General features: G+C 51.1%; 21 protein-coding genes. 11 read left to right on the forward strand and 10 right to left on the reverse strand.

Features of this window, described 5'->3' with window-relative positions; translation table 11 throughout:
• The first annotated feature begins 2 nt into the window (after nt 1–2).
• The 5 genes from ACO0LG_RS19320 to ACO0LG_RS19340 are packed head-to-tail and all read left to right on the forward strand — an operon-like array spanning nt 3 to nt 6,102.
• A complete protein-coding gene (locus tag ACO0LG_RS19320) occupies nt 3–2,093 on the forward strand; it encodes a SpoIIE family protein phosphatase (RefSeq protein WP_423029182.1) in 2,091 nt (696 codons plus the stop codon).
• Nucleotides 2,090–2,974: a transporter substrate-binding domain-containing protein gene (locus ACO0LG_RS19325; protein WP_423029183.1), complete on the forward strand. Its 885-nt coding sequence runs from the start codon at nt 2,090–2,092 to the stop codon at nt 2,972–2,974. The genes ACO0LG_RS19320 and ACO0LG_RS19325 overlap by 4 nt, the downstream gene beginning before the upstream one ends.
• Nucleotides 2,965–3,798, forward strand: a complete 834-nt coding sequence (locus tag ACO0LG_RS19330; RefSeq protein ID WP_423029184.1) for a class I SAM-dependent methyltransferase — start codon at nt 2,965–2,967, stop codon at nt 3,796–3,798. Before ACO0LG_RS19325 ends, ACO0LG_RS19330 begins: the two co-directional genes overlap by 10 nt.
• A gap of 25 nt (nt 3,799–3,823) precedes the next feature.
• The gene (locus tag ACO0LG_RS19335) at nt 3,824–5,455 is read left to right on the forward strand and encodes a transporter substrate-binding domain-containing protein (RefSeq protein ID WP_423029185.1); all 1,632 of its coding nucleotides are present in this window, start codon (nt 3,824–3,826) and stop codon (nt 5,453–5,455) included.
• The gene (locus ACO0LG_RS19340) at nt 5,452–6,102 is read left to right on the forward strand and encodes a polar amino acid ABC transporter permease (protein WP_423029186.1); all 651 of its coding nucleotides are present in this window, start codon (nt 5,452–5,454) and stop codon (nt 6,100–6,102) included. Before ACO0LG_RS19335 ends, ACO0LG_RS19340 begins: the two co-directional genes overlap by 4 nt.
• A 150-nt stretch (nt 6,103–6,252) precedes the next feature.
• Here ACO0LG_RS19340 and ACO0LG_RS19345 read toward each other — a convergent pair whose 3' ends face one another.
• From ACO0LG_RS19345 to ACO0LG_RS19355, 3 genes are all read right to left on the reverse strand, one after another.
• Nucleotides 6,253–8,526 (reverse strand): molybdopterin cofactor-binding domain-containing protein, encoded by a 2,274-nt coding sequence (locus ACO0LG_RS19345; protein ID WP_423029187.1) that lies wholly within the window; start codon nt 8,524–8,526, stop codon nt 6,253–6,255.
• On the reverse strand, nt 8,523–9,023 hold the full coding sequence (locus ACO0LG_RS19350; RefSeq protein WP_423029188.1) for a (2Fe-2S)-binding protein: 501 nt from the start codon (nt 9,021–9,023) through the stop codon (nt 8,523–8,525). Before ACO0LG_RS19350 ends, ACO0LG_RS19345 begins: the two co-directional genes overlap by 4 nt.
• A 79-nt stretch (nt 9,024–9,102) precedes the next feature.
• Nucleotides 9,103–10,107, reverse strand: coding sequence for a sodium-dependent bicarbonate transport family permease (locus ACO0LG_RS19355; RefSeq protein ID WP_423029208.1), 1,005 nt, complete (start codon nt 10,105–10,107; stop codon nt 9,103–9,105).
• Nucleotides 10,108–10,200: 93 nt separating this feature from the next.
• Between ACO0LG_RS19355 and ACO0LG_RS19360 the strand changes: the two genes are divergently transcribed.
• A complete protein-coding gene (locus ACO0LG_RS19360; protein WP_423029189.1) occupies nt 10,201–11,136 on the forward strand; it encodes a LysR family transcriptional regulator in 936 nt (311 codons plus the stop codon).
• Here the strand turns inward: ACO0LG_RS19360 and pgeF are convergent.
• Nucleotides 11,106–11,786 carry a peptidoglycan editing factor PgeF gene (pgeF, locus tag ACO0LG_RS19365; RefSeq protein ID WP_423029190.1) on the reverse strand — a complete coding sequence of 227 codons (681 nt, stop codon included), beginning with the start codon at nt 11,784–11,786 and terminating at the stop codon, nt 11,106–11,108. The genes ACO0LG_RS19360 and pgeF overlap by 31 nt on opposite strands.
• Nucleotides 11,787–12,021: 235 nt before the next feature.
• Complete coding sequence (locus tag ACO0LG_RS19370; RefSeq protein WP_423029191.1) at nt 12,022–12,933, reverse strand: LysR family transcriptional regulator; 912 nt, start codon at nt 12,931–12,933, stop codon at nt 12,022–12,024.
• Between the two features lie 183 nt (nt 12,934–13,116).
• Here ACO0LG_RS19370 and ACO0LG_RS19375 point away from each other — a divergent pair, with 183 nt between their 5' ends.
• On the forward strand, nt 13,117–15,099 hold the full coding sequence (locus tag ACO0LG_RS19375) for an alkyl/aryl-sulfatase (protein WP_423029192.1): 1,983 nt from the start codon (nt 13,117–13,119) through the stop codon (nt 15,097–15,099).
• A 128-nt stretch (nt 15,100–15,227) separates the two neighbouring features.
• On the opposite strand, the gene ACO0LG_RS19380 is transcribed toward ACO0LG_RS19375, so the two are convergent.
• Complete coding sequence (locus ACO0LG_RS19380; protein WP_423029193.1) at nt 15,228–17,498, reverse strand: NACHT domain-containing protein; 2,271 nt, start codon at nt 17,496–17,498, stop codon at nt 15,228–15,230.
• 579 nt (nt 17,499–18,077) lie between these two features.
• On the opposite strand from ACO0LG_RS19380, the gene ACO0LG_RS19385 reads away from it, so the two are divergent.
• On the forward strand, nt 18,078–19,769 hold the full coding sequence (locus tag ACO0LG_RS19385; protein WP_423029194.1) for a tetratricopeptide repeat protein: 1,692 nt from the start codon (nt 18,078–18,080) through the stop codon (nt 19,767–19,769).
• A gap of 91 nt (nt 19,770–19,860) precedes the next feature.
• Entirely contained in the window at nt 19,861–20,265 is a 405-nt protein-coding gene (locus ACO0LG_RS19390; RefSeq protein WP_423029195.1) for a hypothetical protein, read from the forward strand.
• Between the two features lie 163 nt (nt 20,266–20,428).
• Here the strand turns inward: ACO0LG_RS19390 and ACO0LG_RS19395 are convergent, their stop codons facing one another.
• The 4 genes from ACO0LG_RS19395 to ACO0LG_RS19410 all read right to left on the reverse strand — a co-directional run bounded on the left by ACO0LG_RS19395 (nt 20,429) and on the right by ACO0LG_RS19410 (nt 23,652).
• Nucleotides 20,429–20,950 carry a hypothetical protein gene (locus tag ACO0LG_RS19395; protein WP_423029196.1) on the reverse strand — a complete coding sequence of 174 codons (522 nt, stop codon included), beginning with the start codon at nt 20,948–20,950 and terminating at the stop codon, nt 20,429–20,431.
• Nucleotides 20,951–20,962: 12 nt separating this feature from the next.
• Nucleotides 20,963–21,457, reverse strand: coding sequence for a hypothetical protein (locus ACO0LG_RS19400; RefSeq protein ID WP_423029197.1), 495 nt, complete (start codon nt 21,455–21,457; stop codon nt 20,963–20,965).
• Between the two features lie 49 nt (nt 21,458–21,506).
• Complete coding sequence (locus tag ACO0LG_RS19405; RefSeq protein ID WP_423029198.1) at nt 21,507–22,202, reverse strand: GntR family transcriptional regulator; 696 nt, start codon at nt 22,200–22,202, stop codon at nt 21,507–21,509.
• Between the two features lie 133 nt (nt 22,203–22,335).
• Nucleotides 22,336–23,652, reverse strand: a complete 1,317-nt coding sequence (locus ACO0LG_RS19410) for a C4-dicarboxylate transporter DctA (protein ID WP_423029199.1) — start codon at nt 23,650–23,652, stop codon at nt 22,336–22,338.
• 311 nt (nt 23,653–23,963) lie between these two features.
• On the opposite strand from ACO0LG_RS19410, the gene ACO0LG_RS19415 reads away from it, so the two are divergent.
• Both ACO0LG_RS19415 and ACO0LG_RS19420 read left to right on the forward strand, forming a co-directional pair.
• Nucleotides 23,964–25,223, forward strand: a complete 1,260-nt coding sequence (locus ACO0LG_RS19415) for an allantoate amidohydrolase (protein WP_423029200.1) — start codon at nt 23,964–23,966, stop codon at nt 25,221–25,223.
• 35 nt (nt 25,224–25,258) lie between these two features.
• Nucleotides 25,259–25,799, forward strand: a 541-nt coding sequence (locus tag ACO0LG_RS19420) for a M20/M25/M40 family metallo-hydrolase (protein WP_423029201.1), incomplete at its 3' end; no start/stop codon positions are given.

A 25,799-nucleotide genomic window follows, 5' to 3' on the forward strand; every position in this document is an offset into this window, starting at 1 on the left:
AAATGCTCAGCACTACGCCGCCAGTCAGCAATAACAATGAAAACAACAATATTAACTTCTTTCGCAACTATAACCGGCTGGTCGGCTTCACCTATATCGCTATCGTCGTGCTCACCATGGGATTCTTCCTGTTCCAGATACGGCAAAAACATACCGAAGAAGTCAAGGTCATACAAGGCCATGTAGACAGGCATGGGCAATTTGTAGAATTCATCTTACGCTCATCGCTCGACAACCTCGAAGCAATGCGGATCTCGGCAGCCAATTTTTACGATAGCGCTCCGCCTGCTTTCAACAAAGCAGAAACCGATACCGGGCATTCCCCCTTATTCAAAAAACTCGAACAGGAAAAGCAAAGTTTTGACCTCGACAAGGCACCAGAAAAAGACGCCACTGGCAATTTGAACGGCCTGGGTAAATTGCAAGGCCGCACACCTGAGTTTTACCTGGATGTGGAAATGGCCCTGAACCTGAATCAGGTCTTCCAGGCGATTGCCTTTAATTTGCCGAATGCCAGCGAAAGCCGTTTCATATCGGTGGACAATTTTTCCAATACCTATCCCTGGATGGATGCGGCCAAACGTCCGCATAGCGACAAGGTATATCAAAACCAGGCCTGGCTCATGGGTACGCCAGAGAAAAACCCTACTGGCGAAAAATACTGGGCACCTGTGTACTACGGTGGCACCGCCAGTGGTTTGCTGGTACCAACTGCGGCACCTATCTACCATGATGACAAATTCCGTGGCGTGGTCTCCATTGATACCAGCCTCGATTACCTGAATCGTATTAATGCTGACTTTGCCTACAAACCCGGTACGGCCTTTTTGGTGGATGCCTATGGCGAGGTTGTCGCCCATCCCGAGGCATATGCCAATGCAATGGAAGTACAAGCCACGCAAAAGCTGGAAAAAATCCTGCCAGCAGGCATACTCACAGACGGCAATCGCCTGACTGACATACCCGCAAATCAGGCAGTCGAAATAGGTGATTACCTGCTGATACGTCACCCCTTTATCTCCGCACCGTGGCAGTTGGTGTATGTCGTTCCCAAGAACCAGCTCTGGAAAAACCTCTTGTGGGAACGTGGCCCCATCATGTTACTGGTGATACTGGGGCTGACGCTGCTAATGGTAGTCACCTATTATGTGACTACGCGAGAATTCATTTCGCCTGCATCCAAGCTGGTGGCACATATCGCAAAAGAAAGCCAGTTCACCCCTGCCCCTATACCGGTGGTACCCGGCACCTGGAAACCCTGGTTTGAAACCATCTCGCAAGCCTTCAAACAAAGCCTGCAACTCGTCAGTATCCGGCAGGAGCTGGATATCGCGGCCAACATGCAGCTGTCGATCTTGCCGCGTCACTGGCCCAATGAAAAAGAATTCTCCCTATGGGGCATCATGCGCTCGGCCAAGGAAGTGGGCGGTGACTTCTATGACCACTTTTCATTAGGCAATGGCAAGATAGGCATAGTCGTGGCCGATGTCAGCGGCAAAGGTGTGCCAGCAGCTTTATTCGGCATGGTATCAAAAACCCTGATACGTGCGACCGCCACCCGCAATGCCAGCGAGCCTGGCGAAATCATAGCCATTGCCAATGACATACTGGCAGAAGACAATGATGAATGCATTTTCGTCACCACCTTTTACGCCGTGCTTGATCCTGCCACAGGCATACTCACCTATGTCAATGGCGGCCACCCCCCGCCTCTGCTGATACATCAGGATGGCACAACAGAATTTTTACCCATGACGGGTGGCAGCGCCCTCGGCATCATGGATGGCATACCCTTCTCACAAAAAACTGTACAGTTACAAGCCGGTGACTATGTGCTGATCTATACCGATGGCGTGACTGAAGCCTTCAACCCGCAAAATGAAGAATACACGCCTGATCGCCTTCCCCCCCTGTTTGAAAACCACCCGATCAGCGATGTCAATGACGCCGTCAACCGCACTGTTGCCGATGTTGACCTGCATGCTAATGGCGCACCGCAATCAGACGATATTACCTGCGTTGCCCTGCATTTTCATTTCGCAAAAAATAGTGTGGCCGATAATAAACCACAAGCAGATCAGCAGGCATCATGATGATATCCAAATCCACCATCTTTAGTCTCGCCTTGTGCTGCATACTTTCAATGCTGAACTGTGTTGCACAAGCGACCAGCCTGGCAGAAATCAAGCAGCGCGGCAAACTCATCGTCGGCGTAAAAAAAGACGTGCTGCTGTGGGGCTATCAGGACAGCAGCGGCAAAATCATAGGTATGGAACCTGACCTGGCGCAAAGCATCGCCACCGATCTGGGTGTGCAACTTGAACTGGTGGGGGTGCTGACTGCTGAACGTATCGATGCAGTCAAATATGGCCAGGTCGATATCCTGATTGCCACTTTGACTGACACACTGGAGAGGCAAAAAGAATTGAACCTCATCCTGCCACATTACTATAGTTCAGGCGTCAACCTGCTGACCCGCAAGAGCGAGAATTTCAAGGAATGGACAGACCTCAAGAACCGCCGCGTTTGCAGCCGTCGCGGCGCTTTTTATAATCGCCGCGTGACGGTCACTTACGGTGCTGACGTTGTCGCCCTTTACTCGAATGACTGGTCAAAACAGGCTCTGCGTGATGGCCGCTGTGCTGCCCTGGTGTATGACGATACGGCTATCGCTGCCATGTTGCGGGCACCAGAATGGGCCAATGATTTTGTCATGCCCATGACCACTATCTTCACTACACCCTGGTCCATCGCAATTGCGCCAACAGAGCACGGTGGCGAGCTGGAAAAATATCTGTCCAGGACCATTATCAACTGGCACAGGAATGGCTATCTGCAGCAAGTAGAGAAATCCTGGTCCATCCCGCCATCACGTTTTCTCGATGACATGCACAAGACCTGGAACAAGAAAAGTGGCGACAAATGGCTATGCGGTGACAGCATCAGCCCCAGCACACCGAAAGAATGCCTGTGAAAGATGATTTGCCAGCGCCTGTCCGTGACAATCATCACATCACTGAGGCGATGACGGATTTGTATGACCGCTATTACACCAGTCATGAATACGAAAAGCGTTATCCAAAACCTAACCAGAGCACTCTGCATTTCTTGTTTGAAAACGGCGCAAAAGAAGCAAAAGACATTCTTGATTTTGGTTGTGGCAATGGCCGCTATGCCCTGCCACTGCTGGAGCAAAGTAATGCCAAACTGACCGCCTATGACATCTCGCATGCGGCTATCGCAGAACTGTCACGCTTTTTGCAAGATCACCCACATGCAGCACGCATACGCCTGTTCGATGGTGAGGCAGAGAAACTCAATGCGCAGGGCGACTATGACATGGTCATGCTGATGTTTGGCGTACTCAGCCATGTCGGTGATCATACCGCCAGGATAGATACACTTAGACAATTGCGCAGCCTGATGCGGCCTGAAGGCAGGCTGGTACTCAGCGTACCCAGCATCTTCCGCCGCCGCCCTTTCGAGCTATTTGCCGCATACTGGCAGCGCATGACGGGCAAAGCCCGCGATACGCAAAAAGAACCAGGTAATATTTTATTCACCCGCAACATAGACAAACAGGCGCATCAGTTTTTTTATCACCTGTATTCAGTTGCGGGGTTGCGTGCAGAATTGCAGGAGGCTGGCTTTGCCATCACAGCCCTGTCGCCAGAAAGCCTGCTGCCAGAATGGATGATTACCCAGCACGATCTTTTGGGCAAGCTCGATGAAGCCCTGCTGCCCTTGCTGCCTGCTGCCCTCGGTTATGGCATCCGTGCGGTGGCGGTACCTGTGTAAAATATGACTCAACCATGATTCAAACATGATGACGTATTCAAGAAAAATAAAATTCTATTGCGCCCTGCTCTTGCTCATGATGCTGTTCATGACTGCAACTCAGGCGCAGACAACGTCCCCCCCTACAGCAAGTGAAAGACTGACGCTGATACGCGAACGTGGTGCCATCATCGTTGGCGTCAAAACCGATTACCCACCGTTTGGCATGCTTGACGCCAATGGAGTACCTGAAGGCTTCGAGCATGACCTGGCTGCCGACATCGCCAAACGTCTTGGCGTGCAATTGCGTAAAGTCAGCGTCACAGGCAGCAACCGCCTGCAAAAATTGCAGGAAGGTGTGATAGACCTGGTGATAGCCACCACCGGTGACACGGCAGAACGCCGCCGGATCGTTACCATGATAGAACCGAATTATTATGCGTCCGGCGTCACCCTGTTCATGCCTCCAACAGCCAACATCAAGGAGTGGGCAGATACCCGTGGCCACCCGGTGTGTGTAACACAAGGCTCCTACTTCAACCGCATCATGCAGCAACGCTACCTGATGGAATTACAGATGTATAACAATGCCAGGGATGCCAAACTGGCCGTCAAGGATGGGCGTTGCATAGGCTATCTGTTCGACAATACCGCCGTCATCAATGATCTCGCCAACCCTGAATGGAAGGGTTATAAGGCACCATTACCGCCGACTCTCAACACTGCCTGGGCGATGGCGATCAGCAAAGATGAAAAAGGAACGGCATTTGAAAAAATGCTGGGCGATATCGTCGCCGACTGGCATCGCAGCGGCTTTTTGCAGGAGCGGGAAAAAGCCTGGGGCATAGCACCATCGAAATTCCTGGCAGATACCCACGCGCTCTGGCAACAGAATGAAGACGACAATACCGCCTTTTGCCACCGTATGGCAGATGGCAACTGGCGGGCAGAATGCCGTAACCAGGTTTTCCTGACATCGACGGATGTAGGCGGCCTGGCACAACTTGGCCTGTGGCTCAATGAAACCACGGGCATCAACCTGACCCTGGTGTATGACAGCGTTGACCGCAGCCAATTCTGTTATGGTTTGCTGGTGACGCTGGCTCTGACGGTCTTGTGCATCACTTTCAGCCTCTTGCTGGGCTGGGCGGGCGCGGTGTTTGCCGAATCAAAGGTATGGCTTTTGTCAGCAACGGCACTTCTGTTGGGCACGGTGGGCCGCATGACGCCGCCGCTGCTCTGCATGTATTTGCTGCTGTTTGGTGTGGGTGCAATACTCAGCGAGTCCGTCGGTATAGCGCTGCCTGCCTTTGGCGTCGTGGTGTTTTGCCTCAGTGTGTATACCGGTGCGGGTGTCATGACGGCTTTGCTTGATGCGGCTACCGCCTACCGTTTGCAACACGGTGAATTCCGCCTGCGTTTCACAAACACTTCCCAAATCGCCAGGCTCGCCAGCGGGTCAGTAACTGCCTCACTCATCAACGTCTCCAAGGCCACAATGATGGCTTCTGCAGTCGCTGTGCCGGAACTGTTGTCAGCCACCACTTCCATCATTAATGAACGCGGCAATGTCGGCGTCATGATGAATGCCCTGCTCTTGACCTTCTTATTGATCATCTTTGCCGTCGTACGTGTCATACGCCAGCTTGAACAAAAAATCCTGGCGAGAGTCGCATGATGGAAACCACAGAAATCTTCCAGCATCTGCTGACCTGGACACCGTATTTACTCGGTGGATTTGCCCTGAATATCTGGATATCCATCGTCGCCATGGTCATAGGGACAGGCATAGGCTGGTTGCTGGCATCCTTGCGTCTATCAAGCCATCCGCGTCGCGTCAAAGTCAGCCTGGTGGCGACTGAGTTTTCGCGCAGCATACCCACTATCGTGTTCCAGTTTTACCTGGCCTTCATGCTGCCATCCGAGATATTGCTGCCTTATTTCAAGACCATCATCAGCTTCCCGGTGTGGATCAAGGCAGCGCTGGCATTGGCGATTGCCGTCATCGGCTTCACCAGTGACAACCTGACCATCGCCATGGATGAATGGAAGAAAGGCAATCATCATGCCGCCTTTCTGTTCATCCCCAGTTGGACCAGCTATGCCCTCATCATCGTCATGGCGTCGAGTACCGCATCCATCATCGGCGTCAGCGAACTCGTCAGCCGCTGCAATACCGTCATCAATGCGACAGGGAATACAGCTTTGATGCTGCCTATTTATTTGTATGCCTGTTTGTTCTTCTTTTGCTTTTGTTATCCGCTGACTTTGTTGATGAAGCGGATTTCGAGGCAGTTGAAGTTGCGGTATGGGATGGAGAGTTGAGGTACAGGTAGGTTGGGCTACGCCTTACCAGCCCAACACTGGGCTTCAACACACGAATACGTTATTCAAGCGCCGAGTGTTGGGCTGGTGAAGCGTAGCCCAACCTACAACGCTCGCCAACCTACGAAGCCGCCCAACAATTTTACCCCATCAACTCCAGCTCAAATCCGTATGCGTCAAAGGCAACTGCCTGACGCGCTTGCCCGTCGCTGCAAAAATCGCATTACACACCGCCGGTGCCACTGGCGGGAAGGCTGGCTCGCCCAAACCCGTCACAGGAAAATCCGTTTTCAGGAAATGTGCTTCAATCTTGGTATAACTGTCCTTGATGCGCAGCAGGGGATATTCATTGAAATTACCCTGCACGACACGGCCACGCTGAATATCGAGCTCAGGGTACATCAGGGTACTGATACCATCCAGCACTGAGCCATATACCTGATGCTCGGCACCGCTGAGATTGACGATCTGCGAACCTATATCGGTCACCACGACCACCCTGTCGACCTTGAGCTCACCCTGTTTGCTGACGGTAACCTCGGCCACCTCGGCAATATAGCCGCGATGGCTGAAATGGAAGGCAATGCCCTGCCCCTGCCCGCGCGGGAATTTCTTTTTACCCCAGCCTGCCTTGGCCGCCACTTCTTGCAAGACACGCTTCATGCGGCCCACATGATAAGGCTGGCCACGCTCCCCTGTGCCTGGCACGATATCTTTATCACCCAGGATATCGAGGCGGAACTGCACAGGGTCACGCCCTGCTGCATGCGCCAGCTCATCAATAAAACTATGGAAGACCCAGGCAAACACATTGCTTCCCGGCGCACGCCATGGGCCCATGGGGATATTGCACTCCATCAGTGTCTGTTCCAACAGACAATTGTCGAGCCAGCGGCCAGGGAATTCATCCCCCGATAAACCAGCACCGCTGCCCGCCTGCAATTGCGGCTTGCCATCCCGCATGACTTTATTGCCAAAACTGACGAAGTGATTGTGCCAGGCGGTGAGCTTGCCCTTGTCATCCACCGCACCGCGCAAGAAGTGAAAGCCGCCTGCGCGGAAATGATCATGGCGCATATCATCTTCGCGTGACCAGGTCAGCTTGACTGGCGCATTAACGCGTTTGGCAATCGCGGCGGCTTCGACGATAAAATCAGAACTCAGGCGGCGGCCAAAGCCACCACCGCTGCGAGTGATGTGCAGCTTGATTTTTTCCTTGGGCATGGCGAGCACATCAGCCACCAGCGCCTGACCAGATTCTGGCAATTGGGTTGGAGCCCATATCTCAAGGCTGCTGTCTTGCGCGTTATACGCAGCCGTGCAATTTTGTGGTTCCATACTCGCATGCGAGATGAAGGCGTAGGTGTAGGCAGCTTCCACCGTTTTGGCGGCTTTACCCATGGCTGCAGCAACATCACCATCCTTGCGCAAAGTGGCGGTGCCTGGCTGTGTTGACAGTTTTTTGGCTTGTTCAGCAAAGCCGGACCAGCTCTCAGTTGCGCCCTTGCCTTCGTCCCACTTCACTTCCAGCAGCTTGCGGGCGCTGAAGGCTGCCCAAGTAGTCTCAGCGATAATGGCAATGCCGGGCATGAGGCCACGCAGATTGTCCGTGCCCTCAATGACAAAAGCATCCTTAATGCCAGGCTGTGCCTTGATATGATCGAGATTGGCACTAACGACCTTGCCACCAAAGACAGGACATTTTTCATAGACTGCGTACAGCATGCCAGGTAATTTCACATCTATGCCAAACAGCGGTTTGCCGGTCACGATGGCGGGATTATCAACCCCGCCTATGCGCGTGCCCAGCAATTTGAATTGCGCCGGGTCTTTGAGTTTGACATCCTTGGCATCTGGCACGGGCAATGTAGCAGCTTTAGCGGCCAGTGCCGCGTACGTCAGTTTGCGCTCGCTGGCAGCATGGTGCACGGTGCTGTCCGCCGCATGGCATTCAGAGACCGGCACGTTCCAGGTTTGCGCAGCAGCACTGACCAGCATGGTGCGTGCAGTAGCACCCAGCCTGTGGAATTCATTGTAATTCGTCGGCGTGGAAGTTGAACCACCAGCGCCCTGGCTGCCATAGGCGGGATTAAGATCACCCTGGATAATGCGCACATCTTTCCAGTTCACTTCCAGCTCTTCGGCTATCACCATGGGCAGCGAAGTCTTGATGCCCTGCCCTATCTCTGGTTGTTTGGATACCAGGGTCACCGTACCGTCACTGCCTATGCGTATCAGGGCATGCGGGACAAAGTCGGCTGATGGCAATGCCGCGGGTTTGCTGATCTGCGCCAGCGCACTGTCGCCAGCCCCCAGGTAAGCCAATATCAGGCCACCGCCAGTCAATGCCGACATGCGCAAAAAGTCACGGCGGGCCGGTGAGCTAACTTCTGCGGGCACTGCGCTGTTTATCTGCTTATTCATTTCGCCACCTTCTTCTTGCCACTCTTGCCACTCTTGCCATTAGCCAGTTCTGCCGCCCTGTGTATGCCTGCCCGTATGCGTATATAGGTCGCGCAGCGGCACAGGTTGCCGCCCATGGCCGCATCGATATCAGCATCAGTAGGATGGGGCTTGTCTTTCAGCAAGGCGGCAGCCGACATGATCTGACCAGCCTGGCAATAGCCGCATTGCGGCACGTCCAGCTCTTGCCACGCGGTTTGCAGCGGGTGCATGGCCTTGGCATCCAGACCTTCTATGGTGGTAACTTTTTGCTTGCCAAGAGCAGATACTGGCACCATGCAGGAACGGGTAGGTACGCCATTGATTTGTACAGTACAAGCGCCGCATTGCCCTACACCACAGCCATACTTGGTACCAACCAGGTTCAGGCTGTCGCGCAGTGCCCATAATAAGGGTGTATCGGGGGCGACATCTACGGCCTGCAATTGACCATTAATATTCAGGTTATGTTTGCTCATGCTGAGTCCGCTAAAGTTGAACAAGTCCAATCAGGCATGCAAGATTGTATGCTTTTTAGGCAAATCAGGTGAGGCAGTTTCAAATCAATACACGATGAGCGATTGTCATGTACAAAGGAATACCAAGCAAAATATTGAATGGGAAGGTCAATCCCAGTGACATGCCCAAATACAGTGCAGGTGAGGCTTCAGGAATAGCAAAGCGCAAAACCGCCGGTACTGCAATATAGGAGGCACTGGCAGCAAGGACCATCAACAGCGCAGCATCCCCTGCAGGCAAGCCGAACAGGGCCGCAAGGATCAGCGCAATTCCGGCATGGGCCAGCGGCGCCAGCAAGGAATAGGCAATCAGCAAGGGCGACTTCCCACGCAATTGTCCCAGGTTGCGTGCAACCTTTAAGCCCATATCAAGCAGAAAAAACGCCAGCATGCCTTTGAACAGGTCGCCAGAAAATGGCTGCATCGATACCTTGCCTGCCTCACCGGAAAGTATGCCTACCAGCATGGCACCCAACAACAGCAACTGTGCACCATCCGTCAAGGACTCGTGCAGTATCTTGCCCAGTGTGGGTAAAGTTCCAGCCTTATCTTGAGCAACAGCGCCAGCCACAGCGTTAGCAACATCGACATTCGCATGGCGCTTGCGCACTGCATTTGCCACGATCACGGCGAACAGTATCGCTGGCGACTCCATCAGCGCCATCGCAGCCGCCATGTGTCCACCGTAATGTAAAGCATGGGTATCCATGTACTGCACCGCCGTAATAAAAGTGACGGCACTGACAGAACCATAAGTCGCCGCCACAGCAACGGCGTCAAGGGCTGGCAGAATTCGCTTCAAGGCCAGATAAGACAATGCGGGAACGATCAGCGCCAATGCAACCGCGCAGCCCAGGCTCGTTACCAGTTGCAGGTTAAGCCCAGAATGCGCCAGCGCAAAACCACCCTTCAGCCCCAGGGCCATGAGTAAATATAAGGAGAGGAATTTGGCAATCTGAGAAGGAATCTCCAGATTTGATTTCATCAAACCAGCCAGGATGCCAAAAATAAAAAAGAGGATGGCGGGGTCAAGTAAGCTCTGCATATCTGCCTTAAGTATATCGATGGCAGGCATGGTAAGCGCAGGTCATCATAAGGTAAAATCAATTTTATTGAATCCAATCATAGATAAAAACCTATGAATATTACCTTTAGACAATTGCAGATCTTCATACGCCTGGCAGAGCTACGCAGCATCAGTGCTGTTGCACGCGCCTGTCATGTGACACAACCCACGGTGTCCATGCAACTGAAAGAAATGACAGACACCATAGGAATCCCCCTGTATGAAGTGATAGGCAAAAAACTCTACCTGACCAAGGCAGGCGAAGAATTAGCGCGCACCGCCCGCAACCTGGCGCATGAATGGGGCAGCTTTGAGCAGCAAATCGCAGCTATGAAAGGATTAACCGAGGGCAGCCTGCGCGTGGCCGTGGTCAGCACCGCAAAATACTTTATCCCGCGCATGCTGGGTGATTTTTGCAGGGAATTCCCGGAAATTGATATCGCGCTCGAAGTGCAAAACCGTGACGGCGTTGTCGACCGCCTGAGAAACAACTTGGACGATATCTATATCATGTCCACTCCTCCCAGGGACATTGACGTTGTCAAACAAATATTCTTGCCAAATCCGCTGGTCGTGGTTGCACCCTTGCAGCATCCTCTGGCGGGGAAAAAACGGCTGCAATTTGCCCAGTTATTAAATGAGCGCTTTATCCTGCGTGAGCGGGGCTCTGGCACCAGGCTGGCATGCGAACACTACTTTAGCGAAAATAAGTTCACACCCCTGGTCAGACTGGAACTCGGTAGCAACGAGGCGATCAAACAAGCGGTTGCTGCCGACATGGGGTTGACCATCCTGTCACGCCATGCGCTAGGCGATCATTTGACAGATCAAAACCTGACCGTTCTTGACGTCCAGGATTTTCCCATCATGTCGAACTGGTATATCGTCCACCTGCAAGGCAAACGCCTGTCCCCCATTGCCAGCAATTTTCTTGGCTACCTGAGCCAACACGCGCAAGACAAGGTTGAGAAATCAGATCAAGGCAAAATCACCAGCCCTGAATGCTGAAAAGAATTTCGGTCACCACGGCGATAACTGCGATAAACATATTTGCCTTCTGCGGTCTTGCTGCACATGGTGCAAGGCGCGGCATGATCAATATCGTCGATACCGATTTGCTGCAAGGCGCGCCTGGCCAATACATTCAGATCTACATGACGGTAACGCGGGTTGATCGCTGTGGCATCTAGATCAGGAAACTGCCGTACAAAATCCGCCGCCAGTTCTTCGCTGACTTCAAAGCAGCATGGGCCTATATGCGCGCCTATGGCAGCCACCCAGTCTTTCGGTTGCTCGCCCTGTGCGGCCAGTTCCTGCCACAAGGTTTGCACCACTCCGCCGACGATGCCACGCCAGCCTGCGTGCGCAGCGGCGATCATTTTGCCGTCTCGCCTGGCCAGCAAGACAGGTACGCAATCAGCAGTGATCACAGTCACAGGTATACCGGGCAGGCGGGTGAAAAAAGCATCGGCATCACCGCACTGCTGGGATTGCTCTATCACTTCCACCACGCGGGTACCATGTACCTGCAGCTTGTTGGGCACGGTATCCCAGTGCCCGCTGAGGCTGGCTGGCACAAAGTCCCTGGCATTACCAAAGCCATATTGTATGCCGGGTATGCTGGCGAGAATGGCACTGTGGTGGTGACTGCGATGCAAGGCTGGCTCCGGTGAATTATCTGAAAGCAAGATTCTAGCGAGTTTTGGACTTTAACGCCCAGCCTGTCTCTGTATATGTTAGGACTTACGCAAAATTGTCCCAGCAAGGCTATCGCTTTAGGAAACCTGTCTGGCAAGAGAGGTTAGTTCCGTCGGCGACGAAGACAGTACTTTAGTACCAAATTTGCTAAATGCGGGAGCTGCAACGCAGCTGTGGCGGTTTTGCGTAAGTCCACTACTGTCGCGCATGCAATTCAGCCAATTCCTTGAACCTGCCTATGACAAACTGCGCCACTGGCGAATGGCTACGCCCGCGCAGCGACACTATGCCCACCTCGGAATGCATATTCGGGATACCCGCAATCACCAGCGGCAACATCAGGCCACGCTGGATTTCATCTGCCACCGCAGCATTGATGGCCGCCAGTATGGTGTCAGACTCCAGGGCCGCGCGCTTCAGCGTCAGCACATCATCGCACTCAAGCGCAATTGGCAAGGCGGCACCCGCTGGCAAACCCAGCAATTGCGCCAAGGCCTTACGTATCGCTTGCGGCAAACGCACAGATGCCAGGCCATAATCGAGGATATCCGCAGGCAGCCTTTCTGCCTTGCTTAATAACGGGTGCCCGGCGCGCACAAAAAAACCGCCATGCTGGCGCGCCAGCAAATCAATATCCAGCTCCTGGTCCGGCGGCAGGTCACGCGTATCTGCCACAAAAAAATCCAGTTCTTCTGCCCGCAGATGCTGGGCCAGGTATTCCCAGTTATTGACTTCTACCCGCAAGCTGACGCTGGCAAAATTCTGCCGCAATTCTGGCATCAGCATGGGCAGCAAGGTCGCCGCAGGAAATGGCCCCACGCCTATCGCCAGCTCACCTATCTGCTTGCTGCGGTATAGCTCAATATCCCTTTGCAGGCAATTGCTGTCAAACACCAGCTTGCGTGCCCTGTCTATAAAAAAGCTGCCTGCCGGGGTGGGCAACACCTCGGTCGTGCCACGGTCAAACAGTTGCACCTGCAACTCAGCCTCGGCCGCCTGTATACTACGGCTGAGGGCTGATTGCGACAGATGCACACGCTTGGCAGCGCGGGCAAAATTCTTTTCATCTGCCAGGGCAACTACATGCTTGAGTCGCTTAAGTTCCATTATGTTCCATGAGATTGACCTGAATAAGACAGCATAAAAACATAGACACATGCGTGCTTGAGCATGGCATTATCATTTAAACACCTCCATGCATGCAGCGCATTAATTTTAGCTTAAGAATGCATTGGACAACTATAACCCGCTGCCCTACGCTCTTCCATAAAATAAATAATGGAGGCTGTCATGCATCACTTGAAGTTAACACCTCTCGCCGCCCGGCTCATTAGCGGCCTCGCTTGTAGCCTCATCCTCAGCGCTTGCGGACAAAAGGCCAGCAACGTACCCATGGGCGACGCCACGGCCACTACCGTCAAAGCCAATGCCGACATGGCACAAGGCCTGGCGCTGGATGACCAGCAAGACTTTGAAGATGCCAGGCGCGGCCTGATCGCCAAACCAGAAGGCAAAATCCTCGGCCCCGCAGGTGACGTGCTCATCGATTTCGATGCCTGGAAATTCATTGATGGCGCAGCCCCCGCCACTGTCAACCCCAGCCTGTGGCGGCATGCCAAACTCAATGCCCAAATTGGCCTGTTCAAAGTCACTGATGGCATTTACCAGTTGCGCGGTTTTGATATCGCCAATATGAGCATCATCGAAGGCAAGACAGGCTGGATTATCGTTGACCCGCTGACCTCCAAAGAAAGCGCCAGTGCCGCCCTTGCCTTTGCCCGCAAACACCTGGGTGACAAAACAGTGACTGCCATCGTCTTCACCCACAGCCATGCCGACCATTTTGGCGGCGCACTTGGCGTCATCACGCCAGAACAAGTGGCAAGCAAAAAAATCCCCGTCATCGCCCCTGATGGTTTCATGGAAGAAGCCACCAGCGAAAACATTCTCGTCGGCACCGCCATGGCCAGGCGCTCTGGCTACCAGTTTGGCAAAGACCTCGAACGCTCACCCAAGGGCCTGGTCGATACCGGTCTCGGCAAAGCGGTCGCCTACGGCAGCGTAGGCGTGCTGGCACCTAACCAGCTCGTCACCAAAGAAACGCAAGAGTTGACGCTGGACGGTGTGAATTTTGTCTTCCACAACGTGCCAGGTGCAGAAGCACCGTCAGAACTCACCTTCAGCATCCCTGATAAAAAAGCCTATGCCGGTGCCGAGATACTCGCGCAAACCATGCACAATCTCTTGCCCGTGCGCGGTGCCAAGGCACGCGATGCACAACGCTGGAGCAGCTACCTCGAACAGGCCCTCGCACAAAGTGCCGATGCCGATGTCTATTTTGGCCAGCACAACTGGCCCATCTGGGGCAAGCCACGCATTGCAGAATTTATCAGCAAGCAACGCGATGTCTATAAATACACCCATGACCAGACTGTGCGCCTCATCAATGCCGGCTACACACCTTACGAAATCGCCGACAAGATCAAACTACCCAAATCACTGGAAAACTATTTCGGCGCACGCGGCTACTACGGCGACCTGCGCCACAATGTCAAAGCCGTGTATCAGTTCTACATAGGTGCATACGATGGCAACCCCGCCAACCTGAACCGCCTGCCACCGCAAGAATATGCCAAACACTATGTCGAGTTGCTCGGCGGCGCAGACAACGCCATCGCCGCTGCACAAAGATCGTTCGACAAGGGAGAATACCGCTGGACAGCCGAGCTGCTAAACCACGTCGTCTTTGCCGACAGCAACAACAAAAACGCCAAAGAACTGCTGGCACGCACCTACGAACAAATGGGCTACGCAGCAGAAGCATCCACCTGGCGCAACAGCTACCTCACCGCCGCCAACGAACTACGCAACGGCCCACCCGCCAAAGGCGTCAACCGCGCCGCCATGATAGACATGCTGAGCCAAACCCCGATAGAACGCTTCCTCGAAGCCATGGCCGCCGGCCTGAACGGCCCCGATGCTGAAGGTAAAGACTACAAGCTCAACCTGGTACTGACCGACACCAAAGAGTCTTACGTCCTATGGATAGAAAACGCGGTACTGCATCACAAGAAAGCTGAGCCCGTAAAAGATGCAAACGCCACGCTGACACTGACCAAACCCATCTTCATCAAGATGATGGCGGGGACAGCGGGTGTCAAGGATACGATGTTCAGTGATGACTTGAAGGTGGATGGCAGCAAGATAGATTTGGTGCGTTTCTTTGGTCTCATCGACAAGGCGCAGGGGACGTTTGGGATTGTGACGAGGTAAACAATTGCCATCTACGTCAATCTTGTACCTTTTTAGATCGACTGAGCAAAAACACGACGGCATTTTTTAAAAACATGCGATATTTCTTCCTTGCACAAAAAGCATACGAGCAAAACTTCCTTTAGAAATCACTTCTTGTCATGTTTTTTTTGATCAAGAGTAAGCATCTTGAGCCAAAGCGGGTCGTTACTTAAAGATAACTGGTCTTTAATTGCCTTCATCCTTGCCGTATATTCACGGTTTGGGTTATATATGTGGCCTGAACTATCTTTGCTTCTCTCAATTAGTCCATCACTCAATAAAATATTGATGATTTGATCGATGATTTTTCTATCAAATGCTTCACCAAATCCACCTTTGTATAGAGAACTTTCCTTACGCCCTCCACCTCGTTGAAAGAAAATCTTCTGGATAATAGACAATAATAGTTTTTGTGACGGGGGTAAATTACTTGATTTAATTCGTGCGGAATTTGATGCGCTTTGCGTTTCCTCAATTTTCCCCCCAACAATCCATTCGGGTCGTGCGGTTTCCGAAGCAAATCCTGTGACCATTGAAATAAACGAATCTTCAATTTTGAATCTAGATGATGAACTAATTTTGCTAGATTCAAAAGATATAACATCAAAAAGACATTCTTTGAACTCAATATTTTTTAACTCAATGTTACCCAATTCCAGAAGTGAAATTTCCGCCCATTTAATTTGTAGCCCCTTAAAGTCTAAAGAGTCGCCATTCAAAAGACTTGCCGCTGCGACCAGTTCCCCAACGGGCTGTGAATTTACTGGGACTCCACTGTGATTTACCATAGCAAGAACCTCAGCTAGCTCACCATAATGCTCAATATACTGAGCAAGAAACTCTATTCCGATTTTCTTTAGACCTTGCTTCCAAAGAGGTTCAGCCAGTATAGAGGTATTTTTATTTGAAACATCTTCAAATAGATTTTCCACAAACAGTAATTGTGCAATGTAGGGATCAACAAATTGTCTGTCAGGGGACTCTGGCTCTATCCTACCCAACGTGCATAACCTACTCAACATGAGTTGACCAGACTCGTCGGGAATTGAGCCTGTGGCTTTTTCATAGGCTTGATTCACGTCTGTTGGAGTCAATCTACCTAAAGCCCGATCACTTGACCTCACAATTGCAGCAAGATTTGTAAGAACATTTCTAACTGTTTCTGGGTCAATAGACGCATTAATTCTTGCTTCACGAGTGCATACAGTATCGAGAAATTGCCCCCAAAATCCAACCTCTCCAATTTCAGCTGATAATATTTCCTGCGCCTTGCCGTTACTTATTTCCGCCAAAATCAAGAATATCAATGGTTTTCTTGGAAGCCACTTTGGAACTGGAGCTTTGATCCCAATATTTCTCAGATAATTTTGCGCTTGCGCTTCGTCAAATTCTACTGCGCACTTAATCAAAACTGATTGGTGACTTCTTAATGATATACCGAGACAATCATACATTTCCTTATTGCTGTCAAAATAATGTGGGCGTCCAGTGACAAGCACCCCTGCCCGGCAATCACCGATTAACTCTCGTATTCCCTTTAAAGCCTCTTTACGAATTGCCTCCCGTTTGAATAAACTATGTCCAAATGTCTGTGAACCAACTTCATCGAACCCATCCAGAATTAACGTGATATGTCCCGCTGTAAGCAATTGCATGGCCCGATCTATTACGTTCGACATGCCAATTCGCTTTAAATGGCCAGCAATAATTTCAATTGCAGAGGAAGCCCCCCAATGATCTCGAAGATTTATTGAAAACACAAAAGAGCTGTTCAAAGTACCTTTTCCAACTAATACCTCAAAAGTCTCTTTAGCACATCTACTTTTCCCAGTACCGTACTCTCCTAAAAGAATTAGCTTTTCACCCTTTAGCAATTTCTCAGCTATTTGCAAGGTAGTAAAACTGTGTTTGCTTAGTTCATCAGTATATTCAACTGGTATGTAGGCATGTTTGTCTGGCTCACCTGTGGTCGGATTAATCGCACTACCAAATACTTGCTTACTCCTAAGATTGACATAGCTTTGGAAGTCAAAAGCCATTTTTGTAAATGACTCAGCAGACAGCACCATAATTTTTGAATCTATCCCTAACTCAGACATACCAGGAGTCGGTTCTTGATTTAAAACAATAAACCCTCGCGTCAAGATTCCTTTGCTCGCAAAATTCAATTTAACCGCTATTATTTTTGCAATATCATCTCTGACCTTGTTTAGCAAGAACTGCTCTGTAATTTCAATCAAGATGATTTCGTCATCAGAAACTTCGATGACTGCATCATAATTCACCCCGCTAATTCGTCGCGCGACAACAGGTCTTGACCAAATGACAGACGCTAATTCACGTATATGTGCTTCAAGTAGTTTCCATGATTTTGTCATAACCAAGACCCTCGTCGATATTGTTGTGCACGCAGCTTGCTACAACATTCAAAATGAATAAGATAATAATCTTTAATCATTAACGAATTAATATGCAAATTTAGCAAATACTTTATATTCACAAAAAGTTAATTGTTGTTAATTTATTATAATTTTGGAACTTTAGTATTCATAAGTACACGCATTCACTAAGCTTATGCCGCGTGCTGAGCACAACTTTTCCACCATGGTAGCCATCATCAGCGCTGTTAGATGCTTTTTAGTTGATGGATTCTATGATTAATGAAATTTAATCGTATATTGCAGTATTAGAAACAACTTAATATTTTCGAGCTAGTAGGTCGCCCATTCGTTCATCAGAAAAACTTCTCTATAATCCACTAATCTCTAGTCGCATGATAATGACTGAAACTCATATCATCTCCCCGGGTAATAAATTACCGAAGCCAACTAACATTTTTCCGCAAAACAATTCCCTCAGACAACAGCCTTGCACACAAGCCTGACTACGTTTATATTGCCGGGTTGCCCGCCCCTATATAGCGCTTTTACAGCGCATAACAACAATTCAGAGTAGCCATGTCCGCAGAACCCAAGATCAAGATTTACCAAGACGATATCACGCCATTTTTGCAGCGCCTGCCTGCGTTTTTGCTGTTTCCTTTCAAGCCTGCACCGCTGATCATGATTGCAGGCTTGTCGGCCCTGAGTGTCGTGACGGTGTTTGCCTTTGGCATGTTTCGCGGCTTGCTGATGCTATTCTTTTTGCGTTATGCGTATGCGGTCATGGAAATGGCATCGATGGGGCAACTGAACCCAAAATGGGATGACATTACTGTCTGGGGTAATAAAGACAAGCGCCCCTATAAGCAGAACCTGGTGTTCCTGCTATATTTTCTCTTGATGGTCGTGGTTGGCACATATGCCATGAAGCCGGATGCGAATGCGCCTGCGATCTCATCCAAAACCAGTGCTGCAAGTGTGCAAATGCCTGCGGCAGCATCGCTGGCGGCAATAGCGGGTAATGAGGCCTCCCCTACACGCAGGCCTGCGCCAACAGATGAAGATGACGACAGTGCCGACCCGGATGAACCCAAAGCCCTCAGCCAGTATGATATGGCTGCGCCCAGGGCCAGCAGCGATGGCAGTGATGAAGCAGCCCGCCGCATTGCCATGCGTGAGGCGGAGCTGACCTATGGTAAGCAAAACGGCGCACAAGACAATAGTGCAGAAGAAAACAGCAACCAGCCGCGCAGCAGGATGGATAAATTCATGGCGCCGGATGTGCATTTCGCCAAATGGTTTTATGTGCTTGCCATCCTGTTTGCCCTGCCCATACCCGCTGCGGTGATGGTGCTGGCGATTGAAGATAATGCCTGGCGTGCTCTCAACCCTGCGACAGCGCTGTTCTTCATACGCGGCATGGGTGCATCCTATTTCGTTGTATGGGCAATCTTTGGTGCAGTTTTGTTGAGCATAGAAGGCTTGCGTCATCTGATACCGGCAACCTGGTCGCCCTTCGTAAGCGTGCCGCTGATGACTTTTTTGAATTTCTACCTGATCCTGGCAACCTATTCGATGATGGGCTATGTGCTGTATCAATACCATCAGCAACTCGGTTTGCCGGTTGCAGTGGATTTTGATACGCACAGGGAGCAGTCCAAGGCGCAGGACAATCCAGCGCCTGCATCTTCTGACCCGTTCATCCAACGTATCGACGCACTCTTGATGAGAGGTGAGCTCGATGCTGCCTTGCGCATACTGGAAGATGAAATGCGCTACGAACGCGGCAGCCTGACCCTGAATGAAAAACTATATCAGTTATTGCTGCGCAAAGGCGATGAAAAACGCATCTGCGAACAGGCACGGCGTTATATGCTGGTACTGGGTAAAGCCGGTTATCACGAAAAAGCCATGCATATGCTGAGCGAACTAAAAAACCGCGACCCGGCTTTTGAAGTGCAACCTGACGATATCCTGCAAGTTGCCAGCAGTGCTTTTGCCACCAATGATTTCAAGGGTGCGATGAATTTGATACAGGGCTTTGACAAAAAGAACCCCAAGCATGCAGATATCCCCGCCGTATACATGCTGGCCGCCCGCCTGTCGGGTGACCATTTCCGCAAATATGCGCAGGCAATTTCCATCGTGAAGGTGATCTTGCAGCGCTACCCTGATGCAGACGTGGCAGCAGAAGCCAGTGTTTATCTGGAGAAAATGCAAAAGCTCATGGCGGCATCACCACCTGCTGCACCAGTAGCATCAAGCTGACAATCTGGCTCTTGCAAGTCAAAGAATAGAGCTCACCTCCGCTGACTCAGTGGAAGGTGACTTAAAAAATATTTAAAAGGGTATAGTAATCATGTCACTCGCTGGAAAAATTCGTGTTTTGGGTTTCTTTTTTTCTGCAATGGGCTTATATGAAGGAGTGGGAGGTTATCTCGAAAACCGCGACTTCGAGCTTCTCGGAAGAAATGCTCAGGTTGAACCACTGGAGAAAATTTCTGGGCCAGCTAGCAATCAAAACGACGTGCGTTTGACACTCGTCACAGAACGAGGCGAAAAGTATACTGTGACGAAAAGCATTGACCAGGCTACCTCGCAAACCCTGCATGGTGGGCGAAGTATGAGGATCATTTATTTAGCGAATGACTATACAAAGAACAGATGGCCATGGGAAAAAAGAGACGTGAAAATGGGACTCGTCATGACGATTTTTGGTTTTCTTATTTTGGCATTTTCTTATATGTACCGGCCTTCAAAATGAAGTCGCCAGGTGGTGCCAAAAACATAGACGATTAGTGAAACGTATTCGCACGCATGTAAGACTTCGAAACAACAAATCTACCAAACATGGTGCGTAGATCAACATGCGTACGATTACGCAAATCTAATCGTATCTACGCAGGGTGATTCGGATTTAATTGGATTTAATTGAATTCCAGGACATGCAATCCAGATTTTTCTGCCAGGCGTAGAACTAGCTCAGCCCGCAGACGGTCGTTAAAATAAAGCACATGGGTGTCGTCCCACGATGCTACGTAGAGGCTATCAAACTCGGGCAAGATGAGGAATTGGAATGGGGTGCTGAGCATTTTCTGCTTGCATTGCATCAGATAGCCAGTCTTGTCGGTATATTGTTTGATGACCAGTTTCTTTTTTTGCGGCCATTGTCCACGGTAACGAACCGTGAACACCTCGGTAGTATCAAATATCGCAGCCCAGTGCGACAGAAATTTTTTATTCCGGTTTTCTTGTTCAGCGACGTCTATGTTATCCAATAGAGAATACTCGCTCTCGCAAGTAATCCAGTGGTCAAACACTGAGGTAGCAACGCGCCCCATATTGCCGTGATCAATATTTTCTTTTATGTTCTGCAAAAATGGGAATTGCAGCTTGATGCTGTTTTCTTTGTCGGTGCTGACTTTGGATAATATTTTTGTTTTGCGCATGTTGTTCAATGATCAGGATTGATCAGGTTTGATCAAACGGCCATGTCGTTCAAACTCCTCCAATATCCTCTCTTCCGACATATGGAAGAATGTATGCGAGCTTGTATTAACGATGTTGGCAATCCGCCTCGCCTCTTCTAATTTTCCGCGTCTAGCGGCAATTACTACAAGGCTTGAGCTCCATGATGTCTCCTCTGGATTTTGATCAACTAGCAGTTTGAATTCCTTTTCCGCCTGATCAAGCAGATTGAGCGTCAACAGCAAGGCTGCTCTACTATATCTGCTGCCACGAGACTCCTCTTTATCATCAACTCCAGCAAGTTGATCCATCATATCAAGCAATTTCTTAACCTTATCCATGGGAACATAAGTACCCCACTGGTCTTGTATGTGATCAATGCCGGGATGCGGAGCCCGGCTCTCGTCAAGCTCTCGCCAGAGTTTGGTTTTCTGTCTGGCGAGAGCCTTGAATTCGGGGCTTTTTATTGCAAGAGGTTTATTAGACATTTATCGCTTTCCGCACCTTCTACCTTGAAATGCTGAAGGAGTATCAACCTCAAGCCAGCAGTGCCGAAATAAAATCCTTCTTGTCACTCTTCGCCACTTCCTTGAATTGCAGCGCTGATTCAACGTGGTGCAAGTGATGGGCCATCAGTTCTACGGCTTTTTCTACGTCCCCTGCTTTTGCGGCCTTGATGAATTCTACGTGTTCGTCCGAAGAGCAACTGGCGTCGCGACTGGACTGGTAGAGCATGGTGATGAGGGAACTGCGGCCAGCGAGTTTCATGAGGATGTCGGTCAGAACCTGGTTGCCTGCGGTTTTGGCGAGCAGGATGTGGAAATCGCTGAGCAGGGTTGAGCGTTCCTGGACGTTGTTGTCGCTGATGGCCTGGCGTTCCTGGAGCAGGTGTTGTTCTATGCGGGCATAATCTTCTGCGGTGGCCTTGGCGATGAATTCGCGTACCAGGGCGGCTTCGAGTATGCGGCGGACAAAAAATATCTCGTGTGCTTCCTGCTCACTGGGCTTGCTGACGAAGGCACCTTTTTCTGGCACGAGGTCAATGAGCTTGTCCTTGGCCAGCATGACCAGGGCCGCACGGATCTTTGTGCGGCTGACGGAATACATGCGCGCCAGTGCCTCTTCCCTGAGCTTGGTGCCGGGCGGCAGCCTTTGCTCGGCGATGGCCGTGGTGATGTCTAGGGCGATGGCTTCTGAGCTGTCTGCCTGATCTGTATTCGTGGTGGCGGTCATATTATTTACCTGTGGAGCTAGCGTGCTGCATGATGAGCTAAGGCGAAATTGTAACCTGATAAACTTAACGCCCAAAGATTTCCATCCTTGGGCGTTATTTTTGTCACATGCTGACAGCTTTCACTCCATCAATTCATCCAGCCGCCAATTCGGTCTTGCTGTTCGCCAGATCATAGCTGGCAATCGCAGCAGTATCGCCATTCAAGACCGCATGGGCGCGGGTTCTGTCTATGTCTTTCTCCCATGCGGCGACAACCACAGTAGCAACGCAGTTACCGATCAGGTTACCCAGGGCACGGGCGATGCCGATGAACCAATCGACGGACAGCACCAGCACCAGGCCCACTACCGGTATCGCCGGTATGGCAGACAAAGTGGCAGCCAGGATGACGATCGCCGAGCCAGGCACGCCATGTGCGCCTTTGGAGGTCACCAGGGCAATCGCCAGTATCGCCAGCAAATCAGAAAATGCCAGCGGAGTATTGGTGGCCTGGGCGATGAATACGGCTGCCAGTGTCAGGTAGATAGAAAAGGCGTCAAGGTTGAATGAATAACCGGTGGGTATCACCAGTCCAACGGTGGTGTCCTTGATGCCCATGTATTCGAGCTTTTTCATCACCTGTGGCAAGACTGAGTCAGACGATGCCGTTGCCAGTACCACCAGCAACTCTTCACGCAGGTATTTGATGAATTTAAAGATATTGAAGCCAGCGACTTTCAATATCGTACCCAAAATGCCAAACACAAAAATGATGACGGCAGCGTAAAACAAGATCACCAGCAAACCCAGTTGTTTCAATGAACCCACCCCATATTTGCCGACAGTGAAGGCAATGGCACCAAACACGCCCAAGGGCGCAAGCTTGATGATGAAGGACATACACTTGAAAAATACTTCAGACAGGCTGCTGATCATATTGGCGATAGGGCGGGCTTTTTCACCTACCAATGACAGGGCGCAACCAAAGATCAGCGAAAACAGCAAGACCTGCAACACGTCACCCGAGGTAAAGGCGCTGACCACGGTGGTGGGGATGATCTTCATGACAAATTCGGCAAAGCCTGCGCTTTTTACCTTGTTGGCATTATCAACATAGGTGCCCAGGGCGCTGGCATCAAGCGAGGCCGGGACAATGTTCATGCCTTCACCGGGATGGAACAGAAAAGCCAGCGCCAGGCCCAATACCAGTGCAATCGTGGTCACCACTTCAAAGTAAATCAGCGCCTTGAGGCCGACGCGCCCTACTTTCTTGAGTTCGCCTGCACCATAAATGCCATGGACAACCACACAAAAAACGATCATGGGGATGATCATCTTGATCAGTTTGATAAAGCCATCGCCTATGGGTTTGAGGCTGACGCCAAAGCTGGGGTACAAGACCCCTATCAGTATCCCGGCTGCCAGGGCGATAAGCACCTGGCCAAAAAGTGATTTGTAGATACGCTGCACGATTACCTCCTGATTGACTGGTTATTATTACTTACTGAAATTCAACTCCAACTCATTGATAAATAGACGAAAATTCTTGCAGACCTCACCATCAAGCCACCTTTTCAGGACGCGATCTGAAATCAAATATACTGCATCCAATTTTTGTATGCAATAAATGAATTCAATAGTAGAATTCAAAAAACAGGCAAAAACAACGACCATCCTGGCAAGCAGATGCAGGCAGTTTCCCACCAGAAACCACGAGAGTCGCCAGTTGCTATGAGGCGCGCAATTAAACGCCCGAAACACCTGACCAGGAGGAGACCAGCATGTCGAGCAAGATGCATTCCTACGCGAGTAGTGCCTCGCAAATCATGAACAGGGCTGACGTATTGGCGCAACATACCGAAACACCGGGCATGTTGACGCGCACTTATCTGACCCCCGAGCACCACAATGCCGCCGCCCAACTGGCTGAATGGATGTGCGCTGCTGGCATGAATGTGCGGCGCGATATGGCTGGCAATGTCATAGGACGCTATGAAGGCCTGGAACCCAATGCCCCCGCCCTGCTGACCGGCTCGCATTTTGATACGGTGCGCAATGCTGGCAAATATGACGGGAACCTAGGCATCTTGCTACCACTGGCTTGTGTAGAGCAATGGCATGCGGCAGGCAAGCGTTTCCCGTTCGCGATAGAGGTCATCGGCTTTGCGGAAGAAGAAGGCGTGCGCTTCAAGGCCACGCTCCTGGGCAGCCGCGCCGCCGCAGGCACCTTCGACATGACTGTGCTGGATAATCTGGATGACAGCGGCGCAAGCATGCGCGAAGTGATGACAGCATCTGGCTTTCATCCAGCCGGGCTGGCCAAAGCCGCCTATGACCAGGCGAGCTTACTGGGCTTTGTCGAAGTCCATATAGAACAAGGGCCGGTCTTGCTCAATGAAGGACTGGCGCTGGGCGTGGTCACGGCCATATCCGGGGCCACCCGCTATATGGTCGAGGTGGAAGGTTTGGCAGGACATGCCGGTACAGCCCCCATGGGCATGCGCCGCGATGCTGCCATGGCAGCAGCAGAAACCGGCCTGTATATAGAACAGCGCTGCCAGGGTATGCCTGGTCTGGTCGGCACGGTGGGGCAATTCAATGTGCCGAATGGCGCCACCAATGTGGTGCCTGGCAAGGCGGTATTTTCGATAGACATACGAGCGGAGCAGGATACTGTGCGCGAACAGGCCGTGGCCGATGTGCTGGCGCAAATCGAGCGCATCGCGGCGCGCCGCAAGGTGCATTTCAATTTGCGCAGAACCCATGAGGCTGCAAGCGTGCCTTGTGCGCCATGGTTGCAGCAACAACTGGCAGACTCCATCATTGCTTGCGATGTCTCACTACGCCACCTGCCCTCTGGCGCAGGACATGATGCGATGGCAATGGCCGCCATCTGCGATGTCGCCATGCTGTTTGTACGTTGCGGCAATGGCGGTATCAGCCATCATCCAGATGAAATCATGACAGCAGAAGATGCTGCACTCGCAGCGCAAGCGTTTACCCATTTTGTTGAACACTTTCAATCGAGGCGTCAAACATAAGACGCCCACTCACACTCACAATGAAAGCTCTCCACATGAATAACTACGAACAACTCGATGCCTGGGTAGACAATCACTTTGACGAGCAAGTCAAATTCCTGCAAGAACTGGTGCGCGTACCAACTGATACCCCACCCGGCAATAACACCCCGCATGCAGAGCGTACCGCCGACCTGCTGCAAGACATGGGGATCACAGCAGAAAAACATGCAGTACCTGATAGCGAAGTCAAAGAAGCAGGCCTGCAAAGTATCACCAACCTGCTGGTACGCCGCCAGTATGGCCCGGGCAAGACCGTGCTGCTGAATGCTCACGGTGATGTCGTACCACCGGGCGAAGGCTGGACCAAGAACCCCTACGGTGGTGAAATAGAAAACGGCAATATCTATGGCCGCGCTACGGCTGTGAGCAAATGTGATTTCTCGACTTATACTTTTGCCCTGCGTGCACTCGAAGCCGTTGTAAAACCAACAGCGGGTACACTGGAATTGCTATTCACTTACGATGAAGAATTTGGTGGCGAAGTCGGCCCCGGCTGGATGCTCAAGCATAATCTGATCAAGCCTGACCTGATGA

The sequence above is a fragment of the Undibacterium sp. Ji42W genome (genome assembly GCF_049340405.1).
In the GTDB taxonomy this organism is placed as follows: Bacteria; Pseudomonadota; Gammaproteobacteria; order Burkholderiales; family Burkholderiaceae_D; genus Undibacterium.

Bases quoted from the DNA above. Each gene is read 5' to 3' on its own strand.
- ACO0LG_RS19405 (WP_423029198.1), bottom strand. From the start codon at position 22,202: ATGACCGCCACCACGAATACAGATCAGGCAGACAGCTCAGAAGCCATC.
- ACO0LG_RS19400 (WP_423029197.1), bottom strand. From the start codon at position 21,457: ATGTCTAATAAACCTCTTGCAATAAAAAGCCCCGAATTCAAGGCTCTC.
- ACO0LG_RS19380 (WP_423029193.1), bottom strand. From the start codon at position 17,498: ATGACAAAATCATGGAAACTACTTGAAGCACATATACGTGAATTAGCG.
- ACO0LG_RS19370 (WP_423029191.1), bottom strand. From the start codon at position 12,933: ATGGAACTTAAGCGACTCAAGCATGTAGTTGCCCTGGCAGATGAAAAG.
- ACO0LG_RS19390 (WP_423029195.1), top strand. From the start codon at position 19,861: ATGTCACTCGCTGGAAAAATTCGTGTTTTGGGTTTCTTTTTTTCTGCA.
- ACO0LG_RS19415 (WP_423029200.1), top strand. From the start codon at position 23,964: ATGTCGAGCAAGATGCATTCCTACGCGAGTAGTGCCTCGCAAATCATG.
- ACO0LG_RS19320 (WP_423029182.1), top strand. From the start codon at position 3: ATGCTCAGCACTACGCCGCCAGTCAGCAATAACAATGAAAACAACAAT.
- ACO0LG_RS19360 (WP_423029189.1), top strand. From the start codon at position 10,201: ATGAATATTACCTTTAGACAATTGCAGATCTTCATACGCCTGGCAGAG.
- ACO0LG_RS19340 (WP_423029186.1), top strand. From the start codon at position 5,452: ATGATGGAAACCACAGAAATCTTCCAGCATCTGCTGACCTGGACACCG.
- ACO0LG_RS19355 (WP_423029208.1), bottom strand. From the start codon at position 10,107: ATGCAGAGCTTACTTGACCCCGCCATCCTCTTTTTTATTTTTGGCATC.
- ACO0LG_RS19345 (WP_423029187.1), bottom strand. From the start codon at position 8,526: ATGAATAAGCAGATAAACAGCGCAGTGCCCGCAGAAGTTAGCTCACCG.
- ACO0LG_RS19335 (WP_423029185.1), top strand. From the start codon at position 3,824: ATGATGACGTATTCAAGAAAAATAAAATTCTATTGCGCCCTGCTCTTG.
- ACO0LG_RS19375 (WP_423029192.1), top strand. From the start codon at position 13,117: ATGCATCACTTGAAGTTAACACCTCTCGCCGCCCGGCTCATTAGCGGC.
- ACO0LG_RS19350 (WP_423029188.1), bottom strand. From the start codon at position 9,023: ATGAGCAAACATAACCTGAATATTAATGGTCAATTGCAGGCCGTAGAT.
- ACO0LG_RS19325 (WP_423029183.1), top strand. From the start codon at position 2,090: ATGATGATATCCAAATCCACCATCTTTAGTCTCGCCTTGTGCTGCATA.
- ACO0LG_RS19385 (WP_423029194.1), top strand. From the start codon at position 18,078: ATGTCCGCAGAACCCAAGATCAAGATTTACCAAGACGATATCACGCCA.
- ACO0LG_RS19395 (WP_423029196.1), bottom strand. From the start codon at position 20,950: ATGCGCAAAACAAAAATATTATCCAAAGTCAGCACCGACAAAGAAAAC.
- ACO0LG_RS19330 (WP_423029184.1), top strand. From the start codon at position 2,965: ATGCCTGTGAAAGATGATTTGCCAGCGCCTGTCCGTGACAATCATCAC.